At 58.8% G+C, this 15,595-nt stretch carries 9 protein-coding genes; 2 read left to right on the forward strand and 7 right to left on the reverse strand.

The window, feature by feature from the left end; translation table 11 throughout:
* Positions 1-133: 133 nt before the first annotated feature.
* Positions 134-1,417 (reverse strand): aspartate aminotransferase family protein, encoded by a 1,284-nt coding sequence (locus tag LAB08_RS27830; RefSeq protein WP_096514643.1) that lies wholly within the window; start codon positions 1,415-1,417, stop codon positions 134-136.
* 169 nt (positions 1,418-1,586) lie between these two features.
* Here LAB08_RS27830 and LAB08_RS27835 point away from each other — a divergent pair, with 169 nt between their 5' ends.
* Positions 1,587-2,516, forward strand: coding sequence for a LysR family transcriptional regulator (locus tag LAB08_RS27835; RefSeq protein ID WP_096514641.1), 930 nt, complete (start codon positions 1,587-1,589; stop codon positions 2,514-2,516).
* A gap of 227 nt (positions 2,517-2,743) precedes the next feature.
* Here the strand turns inward: LAB08_RS27835 and LAB08_RS27840 are convergent, their stop codons facing one another.
* The 4 genes from LAB08_RS27840 to LAB08_RS27855 all read right to left on the reverse strand — a co-directional run bounded on the left by LAB08_RS27840 (position 2,744) and on the right by LAB08_RS27855 (position 10,214).
* Entirely contained in the window at positions 2,744-4,522 is a 1,779-nt protein-coding gene (locus LAB08_RS27840) for an acyl-CoA dehydrogenase C-terminal domain-containing protein (RefSeq protein ID WP_217910640.1), read from the reverse strand.
* Positions 4,523-4,743: 221 nt separating this feature from the next.
* Positions 4,744-6,540 (reverse strand): acyl-CoA dehydrogenase C-terminal domain-containing protein, encoded by a 1,797-nt coding sequence (locus tag LAB08_RS27845; RefSeq protein WP_096514639.1) that lies wholly within the window; start codon positions 6,538-6,540, stop codon positions 4,744-4,746.
* Between the two features lie 85 nt (positions 6,541-6,625).
* On the reverse strand, positions 6,626-7,918 hold the full coding sequence (locus LAB08_RS27850; RefSeq protein ID WP_096514637.1) for a GGDEF domain-containing protein: 1,293 nt from the start codon (positions 7,916-7,918) through the stop codon (positions 6,626-6,628).
* A 151-nt stretch (positions 7,919-8,069) separates the two neighbouring features.
* Entirely contained in the window at positions 8,070-10,214 is a 2,145-nt protein-coding gene (locus LAB08_RS27855) for a cytochrome-c peroxidase (RefSeq protein WP_172901641.1), read from the reverse strand.
* 1,175 nt (positions 10,215-11,389) lie between these two features.
* Between LAB08_RS27855 and LAB08_RS27860 the strand changes: the two genes are divergently transcribed.
* The gene (locus LAB08_RS27860; RefSeq protein ID WP_096514633.1) at positions 11,390-13,105 is read left to right on the forward strand and encodes a hypothetical protein; all 1,716 of its coding nucleotides are present in this window, start codon (positions 11,390-11,392) and stop codon (positions 13,103-13,105) included.
* A gap of 78 nt (positions 13,106-13,183) precedes the next feature.
* Here the strand turns inward: LAB08_RS27860 and LAB08_RS27865 are convergent, their stop codons facing one another.
* Together LAB08_RS27865 and LAB08_RS27870 are read right to left on the reverse strand one after the other, a co-directional pair.
* Positions 13,184-14,989 (reverse strand): phenylacyl-CoA dehydrogenase, encoded by a 1,806-nt coding sequence (locus LAB08_RS27865; RefSeq protein WP_096514631.1) that lies wholly within the window; start codon positions 14,987-14,989, stop codon positions 13,184-13,186.
* A 277-nt stretch (positions 14,990-15,266) separates the two neighbouring features.
* Complete coding sequence (locus LAB08_RS27870; protein WP_096514629.1) at positions 15,267-15,563, reverse strand: pyrroloquinoline quinone biosynthesis protein PqqE; 297 nt, start codon at positions 15,561-15,563, stop codon at positions 15,267-15,269.
* Between the last annotated feature and the right edge of the window lie 32 nt (positions 15,564-15,595).

Consider the following 15,595-nt stretch of genomic DNA (forward strand, 5'->3'; position numbering starts at 1 on the left):
ACAGATCTCTTCACTCCCCCAAACCATCGCAGTCAATTTCGCAGGCAAAAAAACGCCCCACACCAAAAGAATCAGGTGTGGGGCGCGCGTTATACCGCGAGACGGTTCGGGAATTCGTTCAGGGCGCGTCCGGTCAGACGGCGATCCCTTTGCGGCACTGCACTTGCGCAGTACGCACACGGGAGAAAGCGCGCGTCAGGCGCAGCAGCATTTCGTCGATATTGGCCTTGGTGACAGTCAGCGCCGGGGTAAAGCGCAGACAGTCGGGTTGCGGGGCATTGAGCAGCAGGCCTTCGTACAACGCGGCCTTGACCACGGCGTCGGCGCAATCGTCGGACAGGGTCAGTCCCCAGAGCAGCCCTTGCCCGCGCAATTCGCCGTGGCCATATCGATGGGACAAACGCTGTAGACCTTCGCGCAGGTGCTGGGCGGATTCCCCGATATGCTCGAGAAATCCTTTGTCCTGCACACTGTCGAGTACGGCTAGCCCCGCAGCGGTCATCAGTGCATTGCCATGATGGCTGCCGCTGATTTCGCCGACGTCGAAACAGCAAGCCTTGCCCCGTGCCAACAACGCCGCCAGGGGCAAACCGCCACCCAGTCCTTTGCCGAGCACCAGGATATCGGCCCGCACGCCGTAGGACTGTTCCGCGAGCAAGGTGCCACACCGACCGATGCCGGTTTGCACTTCATCGAAGATCAGGAGGATGCCGAGTTCTCGACACAGGCGCTCAACGCCCTTGAGGTAATGCGCGGTAGCCGGAACCACCCCGGCCTCGCTCTGGATAGGTTCGAGCATGATCGCCACCGTCCGCTCATCCACGGCGGCGTGCAACGCCGGAAGATCGTTGAACGGCACATGGCTGAAGCCCGGAAGCTGCGGCTCGAATCGGTTGATCAATGACGAACTGTCCGACGCCGAAATCGTCCCCAGGCTACGCCCATGACAACCCTTGCTGGCAACGATGATCCGCGAGGCGCCACCGCGATGCTGTTGACCCCATTTGCGCGCCAGCTTGATCGCTGCTTCACAGGCTTCGCTACCCGTGTTGAGCAGATACGCCTGGTCGCTGCCGGTACTGATACACAGTCGCTCGGCGAGGTTGAGCATGCCGCGGTTATGCAGATCAAAGCCTGAATTGATCAGCGACTGAGCCTGCGACGTTATTGCGTCAGCCAGTGCCTTGGGGCTATGGCCGAGGCTGTTGGTCCCGCCGCCCTGTGAAAAATCCAGATACGCGCGGTCATCGCTGTCCCACAACCATGACCCCTGGCCGCGAACAAAAACCTGTTGCGGCCGCTCGACACTGGGCATCAGGCACTCACTGGAAAGGTTGTCGTGCCCGGTAGGGAAAGCAGCGTCCGCCACCAGATCATCGAGGCTCGGTGAAGAACGACGCAGGCTGAACAGGTTCATGGGTTCAGCTTCCGCTTGAGATTTTTTGCGTTGCCTATGCAAACACCATTGAAACAAACGGTATTCATCGCGCTCTGTGGCCCTGTAAGCCTTGTGAATGCGGTTAGACTAGGCTCAGACAAGGCGCCGAGCCATTTCGATTTCCGAGCATTTTCAATAAGCATTACTTATGGATTTCAAACAACTGCGTTATTTCGTCGCGGTCTATGAAGAAGGCCATGTCGGCCGCGCCGCCGAACGACTGTCCATCTCGCAACCAGCGCTGTCCCAACAGATCCGCCACCTCGAACAAGCCCTCGATGTCAGCCTGTTCGAACGCAGCAGCAAACGTCTGTTGCCGACCCTGGCGGCCCACACGCTGTACAACCACGCCCTGCCCTTGCTCGATGGCCTGCAACGGGCACGCGAAGCGCTGGGCAATTTCAAGGGGCAGGCACTGCGTACGCTGGCCATCGGGGTCTTGCAGACCGTACATACCAGCCTGGTGCCGCAGATGCTCGAACGGGTGCGTAAAGAGCAACCGCATCTGGTGGTGCAGATCTATGAACTGACGGGTCTGGAGATCGAGCGACGACTGCTCAATGGTTCCCTGGATATCGGCATCAGCTACCTGCCGCCCCGGCAACCGGGACTGCATGGCGTGATGTTGTATGAAGATGAACTGACCCTTGTGATCCCGGCGGAGCACCCATTGCGGGAATTCAAGAAAGTCTCCATGAGCCAGGCCGCCGAATTGCCCATGCTATTACTGGGCGAAGAGTTTCAAGTGCGGCAGATCTGGCAAGCGCAACTGGCAAACCTGGGACGCCGGCCACAGGTGCAAGCCGAACTGAACAATATGGCCGGGATTCTCGGCAGCCTGCCACACACGCGGCTGGCGACCGTACTGCCGGGGCGCTCACAAAAGGCCCACGGCAATAAGGATCTGCTGTGGAAACCCCTGAGCGAACCACGGGTGCCACTGAAAGTCGGGTTGGTGTGCCGGGATGTGCAACGGCAACAGGCCTCGCTGGCGTTGCTGCGCACCTTGCTTGAGGAGGTGATGAACCGGCCGGATGAACGCTTGAACAGCGCGCCGGAAATAGATGGCCTGAGTTGAATACTTTTTCGCAGGCATAAGAAAACCCCGCCGAAGCGGGGCTTTGCAGACTGTTTCCCTGACATCCATTTCACTCCGCCGTCCTGGCAGAATCCTACGTGTCCGTGTTGTTGCTTTGCGCTTCCTGCGCGACGTCCATGTGAAGTAGATTAGCCGTGGATCCAATCTGCATCTATGGGAGAACAGCAGCACGTCATGTAAGAGAATGCTTACATGACGTGACAGGGTCAGAACTGCGCTGCGTCGAGCAGGAACAGCGACTCGCTTCCGGCTTTGACCGATGCGCTCAGCGAGTGAATCCGCGGCAACAGGCGGGCGAAATAGAACCGCGCCGTGCCCAGTTTGCTGGCGTAGAAATCGTCCTGCGCTTCCTTGCCCAAAGCCGCCTTGGCCATCAGCGCCCACATGTAGGCGTAGGCCACGTAACCGAAGGTTTGCAGGTACTCGACCGACGCCGCACCGATTTCGTTCGGGTTGGTCTTCGCCCGGTCCAGCAACCAGGCCGTCAGTTCGTCAAGGGTGGTCACGGCATCGTTGAGCGGCTTGGTGAACTCCGCCAGTTCAGCGCTGGCGGTCGCGGTGAAGTGACGAATCTCGTCGGCGAACAGCTTGTAGAACGCCCCGCCGCTGCCGACGATCTTGCGCCCCACCAGGTCCAGCGCCTGAATGCCGTTGGTACCTTCGTAGATCTGGGTGATGCGCACGTCGCGCACCAGTTGTTCCTGGCCCCATTCGCGGATGTAGCCGTGACCGCCGAACACCTGCTGGCCATGCACCGTGGTTTCCAGGCCGAGGTCGGTCAGGAAGGCCTTGGCCACCGGGGTCAACAGCGCCACCAGGTCTTCGGCGCGCTTGCGCGTCGCGGTGTCTTCGCTGAACTTGGCGGTGTCCAGTTGCATGGCAACGTACGTCGAGAACGCCCGGCCGCCTTCGTTCGAGGCCTTCATGGTCAGCAGCATGCGGCGCACGTCCGGATGGACGATGATCGGGTCGGCCACTTTGTCCTTGTTCTGCGCGCCGGTCGGCGAACGGCTTTGCAGACGATCACGGGCGTATTCGACGGCGTTCTGGTAAGAGCGCTCGCCACTGGCCAGGCCCTGGATACCGACGCCCAGACGCTCGTAGTTCATCATGGTGAACATCGCCGCCAGGCCCTTGTTCGGCTCGCCGACCAGATAGCCCACAGCTTCGTCGAAGTTCATCACACAGGTGGCGGAGGCCTGGATGCCCATCTTGTGTTCGATCGAACCACAGTTCGCCGGATTACGTGCACCCAGGCTGCCATCGGCATTGACCAGGAGCTTCGGCACCAGGAACAGCGAAATACCTTTCGGCCCCGCCGGGGCGTCCGGCAGCTTGGCCAGCACCAGGTGAATGATGTTTTCGGTCAGGTCGTGTTCGCCGCCGGTGATGAAGATCTTGGTGCCGCTGACCTTGTAGGACCCATCGGCCTGAGGCTCGGCCTTGGTGCGGATGATGCCCAGGTCGGTGCCGGCGTGCGGCTCGGTCAGGCACATGGAGCCGGCCCAGACGCCGGCGTACATGTTCGGCAGATACGCCGCTTTCAGTTCTTCGCTGGCATGGGCGTTGATCGACAGGCAGGCCCCGGCGGTCAGCATCGGGTACAGGCCGAACGACAGGCTCGCGGAGTTGACCATCTCTTCAACCTGAGCCGAAACCGCCTTGGGCATGCCCATGCCACCGTAGGCCGGATCGCCACCGACGCCGACCCAACCGCCTTCAGCGTAGGTCTGATAAGCCTGTGGGAAACCCGCTGGGGTGGTGACGGCACCGTCCGCCCAATGGCAACCTTCCTCGTCAGCCGCGCGGCTCAGGGGTGCAATACTTTTGCTGGTGACCTTGCCGGCTTCTTCAAGAATGGCTTCGACCGTTTCAGCATCGACGGTATCGGCCAGCGCCGGCAGCTCGGCCCAGAGTTTGGCGACCTCGAACACTTCATTGAGGACGAAGCGCATATCGCGCAGGGGCGCTTTGTAGTCAGCCATGGCAAACCTCGCAAGATCTTAAGCAGGTGATTCACAGGGATAGTGTATTCAATGGGTCGGAGTGTACCCCAACAACTTTTGCGACACATAGGGTCGACACATGACCGTTTTGTAATTTTTAGTCATCGAAAAAAGATCGCAGCCTTCGGCTGCTCCGACACAGGAACACGTAACCCTGTAGGAGCTGCCGAACGCTGCGATCTTTTGTGGATTACGCTGAATTAAAGCGAAAACAACTCCGCCGGCAATTGCATCAGGCAATCACTCCCTGCCTCGATCGCCGCCCGATGCGCGGCCGTACGCGGCAACAACCGTTTGAAGTAAAACTCGCTGGTTGCCAGTTTGCCCCGGCAGAAATCGGCATCACCGCTTCCGTCCTCCAACCGTGCCTGCGCCACCAACGCCATGCGCAACCACAAATAACCGAGAATGATGTAGCCGCTGTACATCAGGTAATCCACCGATGCGGCCCCAACCTCATCCGGATTTTTCATCGCCGCCATGCCGACCCGAGTCGTCAGCTCCCCCCATTGCCGATTCAGCTCATTGAGTTGGGCCACATAGACGGCCAACTGCGGATGCCCGGCGTTCGCCATGCAGAATTTGTGGACGATTTTGGTAAAGCCACGCAGCAGTTTGCCCTGGCTGCCAAGGATTTTTCGCCCGAGCAGGTCCAGGGCCTGAATGCCGTTGGTGCCTTCATAAATCGGTGCAATCCGGCAGTCACGAACCAGCTGCTCCATGCCCCATTCACGAATGAAACCATGGCCACCGAACACCTGCATGCCATGGTTAGTTACTTCCAGGCCGGTTTCGGTCATGAACGCCTTGCAGATCGGCGTCAGGAACGCCAGCAAGTCTTCGGCCTCCTGACGCGCCGCTTCATCCGTGCTCAAGTGCGCAACATCCAGCAATTGCGCAGTGAAATAGGTCAATGCGCGGTTGCCTTCGTTGAAGGCCTTCATGGTCAGCAACATCCGCCGAACGTCGGGATGAACGATGATCGGGTCGGCCGCCTGTTCCGGCGCTTTCGGGCCGGTCAGCGCGCGCATCTGCAAGCGCTCGTTGGCGTACTTGATCGCACCCTGGAAACTGGCCTCGCCCAGACACAACCCCTGCATGCCGGTGCCCAGGCGTGCGTGGTTCATCATGGTGAACATGCAGTTCAGGCCCTTGTTCGCTTCACCGATCAAGTAGCCCTTGGCCCCGTCGAAGTTCAACACGCAGGTGGCCGAAGCCTTGATGCCCATTTTGTGTTCGATGGCGCCACAGGACACGCCATTGCGCTCCCCTGCCTCGCCCGCGGTATCGGGCAGGAACTTGGGTACGATGAACAGTGAAATCCCTTTGGTGCCGGACGGTGCATCCGGCAGCTTGGCCAGCACCAGGTGAATGATGTTGTCGCTCATATCGTGTTCACCGGCAGAGATGAAGATCTTGCTGCCGGTGATTGCATAACTGCCGTCGGATTCGGGGACGGCACGGGTCTTGATGAGGCCCAGATCAGTGCCGCAGTGGGCTTCGGTGAGGCACATGGTGCCAGTCCACTGGCCCGCGGTGAGTTTGCTCAGGTAGGTCTGTTTCTGTTCTTCGGTGCCATGGGCATGGATCGCTGACATGGCGCCGTGGGTCAGGCCCGGGTACATGCCCCAGGAAGTGTTGCTGGAGGCTACCATTTCGCTGATGACCAGCCCCAGGGAACTGGGCAAACCCTGCCCGCCATACGCCGGATCGGCTGCCAGTCCGTGCCAGCCGCCTTCCACGTATTGTGCGAACGCCTGCTTGAAGCCTGTAGGCGTCGTCACCACGCCATTGTCGAAATGGCAGCCTTCTTCGTCACCGCTGCGATTGAGGGGTGCCAGCACGTTCTCACAGAATTTCGCGCCTTCTTCGAGGATCGCGTTGATCATGTCCGGGCTGGCGTCATGGGCTCCCAGCGTCGCGTAGTTGCTGTGAAAATCGAAGACGTGGTCGATCAGAAAGCGCATATCGCGCAGAGGAGCTTTGTACTCGGGCATGGTCATTCTCCGGCGGCAGATTTCATCAACCTACTGCCGGCAACCACGCCTCACAATCACAGTCCAGACGCTGAATGCGTCATCATCACTCAACCGTAGCGGCTTCCCTGCGCACGGCGCCACGGCGGTTCTGCCCGAAGGCCACGACGCAGTTACGCCCGGCGCCCTTGGCGCTGTAGAGCGCCTGGTCGGCGGACTTGAGCACTTCTTCGGGAGTGCGTTGCTCAACCCTTTCGGCGACGCCGATGCTGACGGTGACCGACACACTCGAAGCGCTGGAACCGGAACGACGCTGACGCCCCTGGCTATCATCCTGCGGACGGCTGTCCTGATTGCGAAGATGAATGTTGTAGCTGGCGATGGATTCGCGGATCACTTCCAGGTGCGGCAGGCACTCTTCGAGCGTCTTGCCTGCAAACACCAGGGCGAATTCCTCGCCGCCGTAGCGATACGCCTTACCGCCGCCACTGATTTTCGACAGTTTGCTGGCCACCAGTCGCAACACCTGGTCACCAACATCGTGGCCGTGGGTATCGTTGAATTTCTTGAAGTGGTCGACGTCGCTCATGGCCAACACGTAGTTGCGCCCCAGACGCTGCATGCGCTCGTTCAAGGCGCGACGGCCCGGCAGCCCGGTCAACTCGTCGCGGAAGGCCATTTGATAAGCCTCATGGGCAACGGCGGCAGCGATCATCAACATCACCTGACTGCACATGATGTTCAGGGTGAACGGCAGAATGAAGGTTTTCGGCAACATCCAGAACAACCCGAGCAAACCCACCAGTTGCGCGGCATGCAGCGGCCTGGGGTTACGCCAGTACTGCCAGGCCAACAACAGGAATGAGGCGATGAACACCGGGTACGACAGCTGGATCAGACTCATCCAGGCGCCATGCAAGGCTGGCCAGCGGATCTCCGACAGCCATATCAGCAACGCCTGCGGATAACTTTGTTCCAGCCCCAGCGCCACGCTGCCTACTGCCAGCAACACGGCGAAACGCGCCACCATGTCCTGGAACAGGTGCGTTCGCTCCTGCCACGCGGCGAACACGCCAAACAGCAACGGCAATAGAAGGCAACACAAATGGAAGACCACGGCAGCGTCCTCACGCACCTTGCCGTTGTCGCGGTAGTAGTCGGTCTGGGTGTCGAGCAGGAAGTAAGCGATGTACACCGTGACCATCAGAAACAGCTCACGCTGACGTCGGTAAACCGCGCAGTAAGCTCCACCGAGCAGCAGCACCAGGGTCGGCAGCACGTTAAATAGCGAGGTGAAGAAGACGTTCAGATCCTTGACGTACGCAGCCGCAAGCCCCGCCAGTAACAGCAGCAATGACGGCAGGAAATGACTGAAACGTACAGCGGAAGAACGCGGCAAGGGTAAAAGCTCCGACCGTCATAGCGATTGATGGCACTGTGCCCACCACTTTAACGGCAGCCCCCTCGATTTGCTGAGTGAAATACTGAGGTATTTGTAAAAGGGCGTCACTGGCGTCCATCAGCCACCAGTGACGCAAGGGGAAAACCTGTTACAGGTCGTTGTTGAACGGTTGCAATGGCCCTTCCATACGTGTGCGACCTTCGGCACCGACCGGTCTGAGCTGGAATTCGGCGTCCTGCGCCTGCCGGGTAGTGATCTTCGGACTGGCCGGTTTTTGCCCGACCGAGTTTTCATCACCTTTTTCGCCCTGAGGCAGTACCAGCGAAGGATGGTCAAACGGCGCCCGTTCCCACGCAACCCGAGGATCGGTCAGGCCGACTTCCATGAATTTGACCAATGCATCCACTTCATCCGGGGTCAGGTTCAGCGGGGTCATGTCCGGATCGAGGTTTGAGCCGTTGTGCTGGTTGACCGCCGGGTGCTCGAAGCCGCTGGTGTTGCTGGCATCTTCGCCACGCCGGTCACCGCCGCGGTTGTAGAACTCCATCACCTGTTGCAGCGTTGCGCGACTGCCGTTGTGGAAGTACGGCCCGGTCAACGCGATGTTACGCAAGGTCGGCGTCTTGAAGGCACCATCGACCGCGTCGCGGAAACCGACACTGGGCTTGAGCGTCGTATCACAAGGAATCGCCGGGCTCAAAGGCGCTTCGAAGGTGCACACATCGACTTCCAGCGGGTCAGGAATCTGGCCGCCCTGGAGCACGGTGTTGTACTCGCGAGTGAAGGACAACGGATTGCCCCAGGCATCCGAGCCACCGACTGCCAAATCTTCCGAGGTTGGACGCACCCCGGTGTTGTAGAAGCCGTTGTCATAGAGCGTGGTCAGGTTGTCCGCCATGACCATGCGTTCGATACGTTCCCGAGGATGGAACAGCAACCGGCTGCCGGCGTTGGTCAACTCCGCGCCGCCGTGGCAACTGATGCATTTGCCCTTGCCCAGGAACAGGTTCATGCCCTGGACCTGCTGGTCGTTCATGGCCGTATGATCGCCCAGCAAATAAGCATCCAGCGGCGCCTGATCCGAGATCAGCGTGGACTCATACATCTGAATCGCCAACCCGAAGAACAGCGGGAAGTTCGCTTCCATCTGGGTGTATGGCGCACCGCCCAGCGAGACCTGCTGCGTGGCATTCCACAGGCGCGGCTGGAACGCGTTCTTGATCAGCTCGCGGTAGGTCGGCCGGCGGGCGCCGGACACTGGCCCCAATACCGAATCGGTGGACGCGATCCGTTGCCCTTTGAGCATCAAGGTGTCAAGCATGCGCCGGCCAATGTCGGCGAAGGTACGTCCGCCGCAGGACATTTCCACCGGGCTGCCGGGCGGGCCTACCGCCTGCGAGGCGGCGGAGGCATCTTTGAGCGCCAGCCTGACTTTGGTCGCCACGCCACTGCGATCGCTGGTCACGAAGATCCCGGCATCCGGGTCGCGATTGCCGAATGGAGAGAAGCCGTTGAAGATGTTATTCGCCCGGCCATCCCAGAAATTGCGCACGTTGAACGCGGCGTTGATCACCGTGGGCGCGTTGCGCCCGGTGGCGCGGCGCACGTTGATGCCGCCCACCTGGAAGATACCATCGGGTTGCTGAATGCACTTGTCGAAACGCGCCTGACGGGGCTTGACGAAGTTGGCGTCGAACACGCCTTGTGACCCGATCACATCGTCAGTCGAATAGACAATCGCCGAATTGCGATCCAGCGGATTAGCCAGCACATGGGTCGGGAAGTCGTTTTTCTTCAGCAGGTAATTCGGACCGCCCTTGCCTCCCGATTTGGTGGTGTAGCTCGGCACGTCGCCTGGAATGCCCGAGGCGATGAACGGCTTGTTGAAGATCGACGAGACGTTCGCGTTGGTGTTGGCCTGCCCTGGGTTGATCTGGTTGGTGGTGCGGTGATCCACACCCGCGTGGAAGTGGCAGGACGCACAAGCGGTGGAACCGTCGCTGCCGATCTCCATATCCCAGAACAGTGCCTTGCCCAGGAGCACCGCCGCCGAGCGATTGACCACATAGTCGGTCATCAGGTCGACCTTGCGCCCGCCCTCGGTACCCGAAGGATCAGGTGGCACCATACCGCGCAGCGGTTGCAGGCTGGGTACATCGGGTACCACCGGCGGATTGGCTACGGGCGCATCAGCGGCAAAAGCGCTCATGACCGGCAGGCTGATGGCAAGTAAACCGCCCGCCACCACACTAACCATGTGATGGCTTCGAAAGATGCTCAAGCACTTAACCATGATGACATTCTCGATTCAGTACGGAGTAGCCAGGCTCCGGGGTTGACCTGTTGCGAGATGAACTCATCGCCATGAACTTTTCTGCCCGCACGCGTATTCACGCCAACTTTAAGTTGACCGACGCGGGACAAGGCAAGGCTGGCAAAGTACTCTCTTGGCTCAGGCTTATCTTCAACAATTTTCTATCGCACTGCGAAGAGCGCTTGATCCCACTTTAGCTGTAACAAAAGATTTCAACAGCAAAAATTCAATATTTTTTTATCTCTCTCTGCACACTCTAAAACACGGCAAAAAGACACTATGGTGCTGTCCTCAATATTGGTGCAGCTTTCCCCCAATACTGGGGAATTCTCCCCAGTCGTCAGTATCGCCCTCCCAATAAAAATCAAAATACCCCATCATTCATTGGACCAGACAGGGAAAATCTGCGCTTCCGCCAAACTGGCAGAGTAATTGCTATTTCATCAACAAGAGCTAAACGAGCAACAAGCAGCTCTATTAGCCTATTAATAAAACAGAAAATATAAACACCCACCAAATCTAAAAACTCACTCGTGCACAAGTTGCACTGCGTGAGCTATTGTCGTGACTTTATATATTAACAATTCAAACTTCTATTTCTTCCATCCCGCAAAAACACCGATTGTCATAAGTCCGACTTTCGAGTACTAATAAGCAACCCTTCTCATTCATTTAACCCTGAGACATTTCACCGAAGAACTGTCCGACTAAAAAACACGCCCAAAAAAGGGTATATATCCCCCCCTACTTTGGTGTTATGCACATCGATATAGTTACATAGAAAACGACTAATACCCGCGCAGCCCGCATTTTCCGCGGGCTGCCGATTGTCTGTGCCAAATCGGGCACGACTACTGCTTTGCACACTTCAGGCTCAGGGAAATTTCTCTGACGTTTGTGTCTTGGGCAGGCCAGCACAACGCAGCTTGAATATGCCTGGAAGGTAAATGTGATCAGGGGCCAAGGTACCAGCTCACATTTGTTCATCTCTCCGGCTCGAGCCCAACGACCGTTGTTCCGCTCTTTTTTTGCACCGACCTTAGTGCATCAGCGAGTCGGTGGGTCGCTAGATCAGAAATCGGCCTGGCAAAACCTCGGAGACAATCATGAGACTATGCGCCAAAACAAAAGCACATGTTGAACCGCCGCTCCACATGCGAACCCAGGGTGTCATCGGCCGTACTGCACTGATCGCCAGTGCGATCGCCCTTGCACTGGCCCTCGGCGTAACCGGCGCGGCATGGGCCAAAAATGGGGTTGGTGGTGGCGGCGGGACCGCCAAGCCACCCACCAAGGGGGCGGTGGCGCCATTCGCCACCCCCACACTGCCTGATCCCGTCTTCGCTGATGCTACTGCGATTCACGGCTTCGACATCACGGGCTTTATCCAGAACATGACGGTAGATTCCCCCGCCGAAACCTGCCCAGGGGCTACCGTCCCAGTGGAGCGCAGTGGCGGCAAGATTATGGTCAATGGCACGACCATTACCGTCCCTTGCAACATGATCATCCAGATGCCGGCCAATACCCTGAGTTGGCGCGATTTCGTCAACGGTGGAGCATTGGGGCTCAACAGTACCCGTGCCTACCCATCGTTCGAGATCCACGTGGTGGGCAATACCGTCAATGGCAAACAAATCGCCGGGTTGATCGATGTCTCCCAACAGACAACCCAGACAGGCAGCGGCTACATCAGCCGGATCGACCTGGACACTGGCAATATCGAAGTGACCAGCACCAACTCGCCGCAGCCCACGATACTGCAAATCAACGACCCGAATGGACGCTTCGGCCGAGTCCGGACCGCAGACCCGCGCTTCTCCGTGGATGATGCCAACCCGACCATTCACGCAGCCACCGGCTTTCCCATGTGTGTGCCACGTGGCGCCGATGACGCATTGTGCCCGCAGAAAAACCGGCCACTGGCCAAGACACCGACAACGACCAATAACTGCCGCAATTTCAGCCAGGCCGGTGTCAGTCCGCTGCCGGCCAGTGGCGAATTGAGCCCACCTGCGCTGGGCCAGGTGTATTGCAGCCAGTTCATCATGAAAGGACCAACCGACGCGACAAGGCTCCCGACGGATCCTGATCCGCGCCAGCAAGCACCTTTCGAAGTCGGCGACTTCATCAGTTATTCCGGCACCCTGTTCAAGTCGCCAACATCCGGAAATCCGGACTTCATCTCTGCCCACACCATCGAAGCCAACGTCGGTATCTACACGCAGCCCGGTACGCAGCCCAGCTACCTGTCCATCGGCGAATTCGGCATCGGCAGCGCCGATCCGAACCCAACAGCCGTCAGCGGCGTGGCGCAGGAAACCCAGGACCGGTTGTTCCTTGAGACATCGACAACCGACATCCTGACGCCGGTGGATATTTACCTTATCGATGTGGACAACAACGGCGTGGAACATAACCGTTGGGTAACACCCTATGAGATGACCGGTGAATGCAATCCTGCACTGACCCTGGCACCGACTTGCCGTGGTGTTTCGGGCGGCATTACCACCCAGAACACCGGTGCTCAACCACAGCGTGCCAGGTTGCGGGCTAGCAAGGCGCCAACCGGACTTCTCAGCCAGCCGACCCGGACGCTGCGGGTGATGGCGCGCTCAATGTGCCCTCCGGACCCGTCGAGTCTCTCGCAGGCCCTTGTGGACAACTGCCTCAAAAGTCAGCCTGCAGTGGCCAATGGGCTGATCGCGGGGCAATACGTAGCCCCGGTGTTCGAATTCATCTTTCCGGAGAACGTCAAGCCGGGCGACCCTGTCGTTCCTAATGACTTCTGGCACCTTCCGTTCATTCGCAATGGCGAAGGTTCCGCCACCCCGGCGGGTGCTGGACCACTGGCCCCCACCCCATGGTGAGCAATGCCTGACGATGGCGCAAAAAAAAACCGCCGCTCCCAAAGGAGCGGCGGTTTTTTTGAAGAACTGCGTTAAGCCTTAGTAGCCCAGCGCGAAGTCTTCTTCTTTCATGTCCATCAGGTTGTTAGCGCCCGACAGCATGGTTGCAACGTGAGTGCGGGTACGCGGCAGGATGCGCTGGAAGTAGAAGCGCGCTGTCTGCAGCTTGGCGGTGTAGAACGCCTCTTCGGATGTGCCGGCAGCCAGTTTCTCGGCAGCCAGACGCGCCATGTCGGCCCAGAAGTAGGCCAGGCAGGCATAACCGGAGTACATCAGGTAGTCCACCGAGGCCGCGCCGACTTCTTCGCGATCCTTCATGGCAGCCATACCAACCTTCATGGTCAGCTCGCCCCATTCCTTGTTCAGTGCAGCCAGCGGTGCAACGAATTCCTTGACCGCTTCGTTGCCTTCGTTGGTCTGGCAGAACTTGTGCACGATCTTGGTGAAGCCTTTCAGAGCCTCGCCTTGAGTCATCAGCACTTTACGGCCCAGCAGGTCGAGTGCCTGGATACCAGTGGTGCCTTCGTACAGCATGGAAATGCGGCTGTCGCGAACGTTCTGCTCCATGCCCCACTCGGCGATGAAACCGTGGCCACCATAGATCTGCACGCCGTGGTTAGCCGATTCGAAACCGACTTCGGTCATGAAGGCTTTGGCGATTGGGGTCATGAAAGCCAGCAGCGCGTCGGCTTTCTTCTTCTCTTCTTCGTCCACGCCGTACTTGACGATGTCGACCTGCTTGGCGGTGAAGTAAACCATTGCGCGGTTGCCTTCGGCGAACGCCTTCATGGTCAACAGCATGCGGCGAACATCCGGATGCACGATGATCGGGTCAGCGGCTTTGTCCGGCGCTTTCGGGCCAGTCAGCGAGCGCATTTGCAGGCGATCGCGAGCGTATTTCAGGCCGCCCTGGAAGCCGATTTCGGCGTGGGCCAGGCCTTGCAGCGCAGTCCCCAGACGTGCGGTGTTCATGAAGGTGAACATGCAGTTCAGGCCTTTGTTCGCCGGGCCGATCAGGAAACCGGTCGCGCCGTCGAAGTTCATCACGCAGGTGGCGTTGCCGTGGATACCCATCTTGTGTTCCAGGGAACCACAGGCCACCGCGTTACGCGTACCCACCGAACCGTCTGCGTTCGGCAGGAACTTCGGCACGATGAACAGCGAAATGCCTTTGGTACCGGCCGGTGCATCCGGCAGGCGGGCCAGCACGATGTGAACGATGTTGTCGGCCATGTCGTGTTCACCGGCCGAGATGAAGATCTTGGTGCCGGAGACTTTGTAGGAGCCGTCAGCCTGAGGCTCGGCCTTGGTGCGCAGCATGCCCAGGTCGGTACCGCAGTGAGGTTCGGTCAGGCACATGGTGCCGGTCCATTCGCCGGACACCAGTTTGGTCAGGTAAGCCTCTTGCTGCTCAGGCGTACCGTGCTCGGAGATGGTGTTCATCGCGCCGTGCGACAAGCCCGGGTACATACCCCACGACCAGTTGGATTCACCGACCATTTCGCTGATGGCCAGGCCCAGGGATTCCGGCAGGCCTTGACCGCCGTGCTCAACGTCATGGGCCAGGCTTGGCCAGCCGCCTTCGACGAATTGCTTGTAGGCCTCTTTGAAGCCAGTCGGGGTTTTAACGCCGGACTCGCTCCAGGTGCAGCCTTCGAGGTCGCCCACGCGGTTCAGCGGAGCCAGCACCTGCTCACAAAACTTGGCGCCTTCTTCGAGAATGGCGTCAACCATGTCCGGAGTGGCGTCCGCGCAAGCCGGAAGGCTCTGATAGTGCGCTTCGTAACCAAGCAGTTCGTCACGAACGAAGCGAATATCACGCAAGGGGGCCTTGTAGTCAGGCATAGCGATAAACCTCTGCTGATGTAACCGTGAATGAACGACCGCGTGGATTTGTTGTGGCGGTCAAACAGTTGTTTGAAACATACGTTTACGCCTAAATCTTGTCAAGCGTCGATCTTTTGCCGCTCGTCATCGCCTGGCTCGATTCAGGACGCGCGAAGGCTCGGCGCCGTTGCTCGAAGCAACACGCAGTGTAGGAAAGAATAGTTTGCGTAGAAGGACTTACGTAGAAAAACGCCGCGAATGATCGCGGCGTCAGCGGTGCGGGTTCAGCGAAGAATCAGGCAAAGGTATCGATCAACGTACCGAGCATTTCATCGGACGCTTTGGCGACCTTGGCGCCCAGCTCTACCTGAAATTTACCCTGGTCCATTTCCACAAGGTTGCTGGTCAGGTCTGATTGCTGGCTGCGATCGACCGAACGCAGGCGATCGGCTTGAGCCTCGGAAGACTGGCTGGTGACCGAACGCTCGATCGTAGTGTTGGCGATCTGCCCGGCTGCTTGATCGACACGGTTCTGCCCTGTCTGAATAGTGCTCAGACCGGCATAAAAAGCGGTGTTTCCTGAGATTTCCATGGGAGAACCCGTCCTTGCAAAGGATCAACAGC

It is taken from the genome of Pseudomonas izuensis (assembly GCF_002356535.2).
Lineage (GTDB): Bacteria > Pseudomonadota > Gammaproteobacteria > Pseudomonadales > Pseudomonadaceae > Aquipseudomonas > Aquipseudomonas izuensis.

Bases quoted from the DNA above. Each gene is read 5' to 3' on its own strand.
- LAB08_RS27830 (WP_096514643.1), bottom strand. From the start codon at position 1,417: ATGAACCTGTTCAGCCTGCGTCGTTCTTCACCGAGCCTCGATGATCTG.
- LAB08_RS27835 (WP_096514641.1), top strand. From the start codon at position 1,587: ATGGATTTCAAACAACTGCGTTATTTCGTCGCGGTCTATGAAGAAGGC.
- LAB08_RS27840 (WP_217910640.1), bottom strand. From the start codon at position 4,522: ATGGCTGACTACAAAGCGCCCCTGCGCGATATGCGCTTCGTCCTCAAT.
- LAB08_RS27845 (WP_096514639.1), bottom strand. From the start codon at position 6,540: ATGCCCGAGTACAAAGCTCCTCTGCGCGATATGCGCTTTCTGATCGAC.
- LAB08_RS27855 (WP_172901641.1), bottom strand. From the start codon at position 10,214: ATGGTTAAGTGCTTGAGCATCTTTCGAAGCCATCACATGGTTAGTGTG.
- LAB08_RS27860 (WP_096514633.1), top strand. From the start codon at position 11,390: ATGCGAACCCAGGGTGTCATCGGCCGTACTGCACTGATCGCCAGTGCG.
- LAB08_RS27865 (WP_096514631.1), bottom strand. From the start codon at position 14,989: ATGCCTGACTACAAGGCCCCCTTGCGTGATATTCGCTTCGTTCGTGAC.
- LAB08_RS27870 (WP_096514629.1), bottom strand. From the start codon at position 15,563: ATGGAAATCTCAGGAAACACCGCTTTTTATGCCGGTCTGAGCACTATT.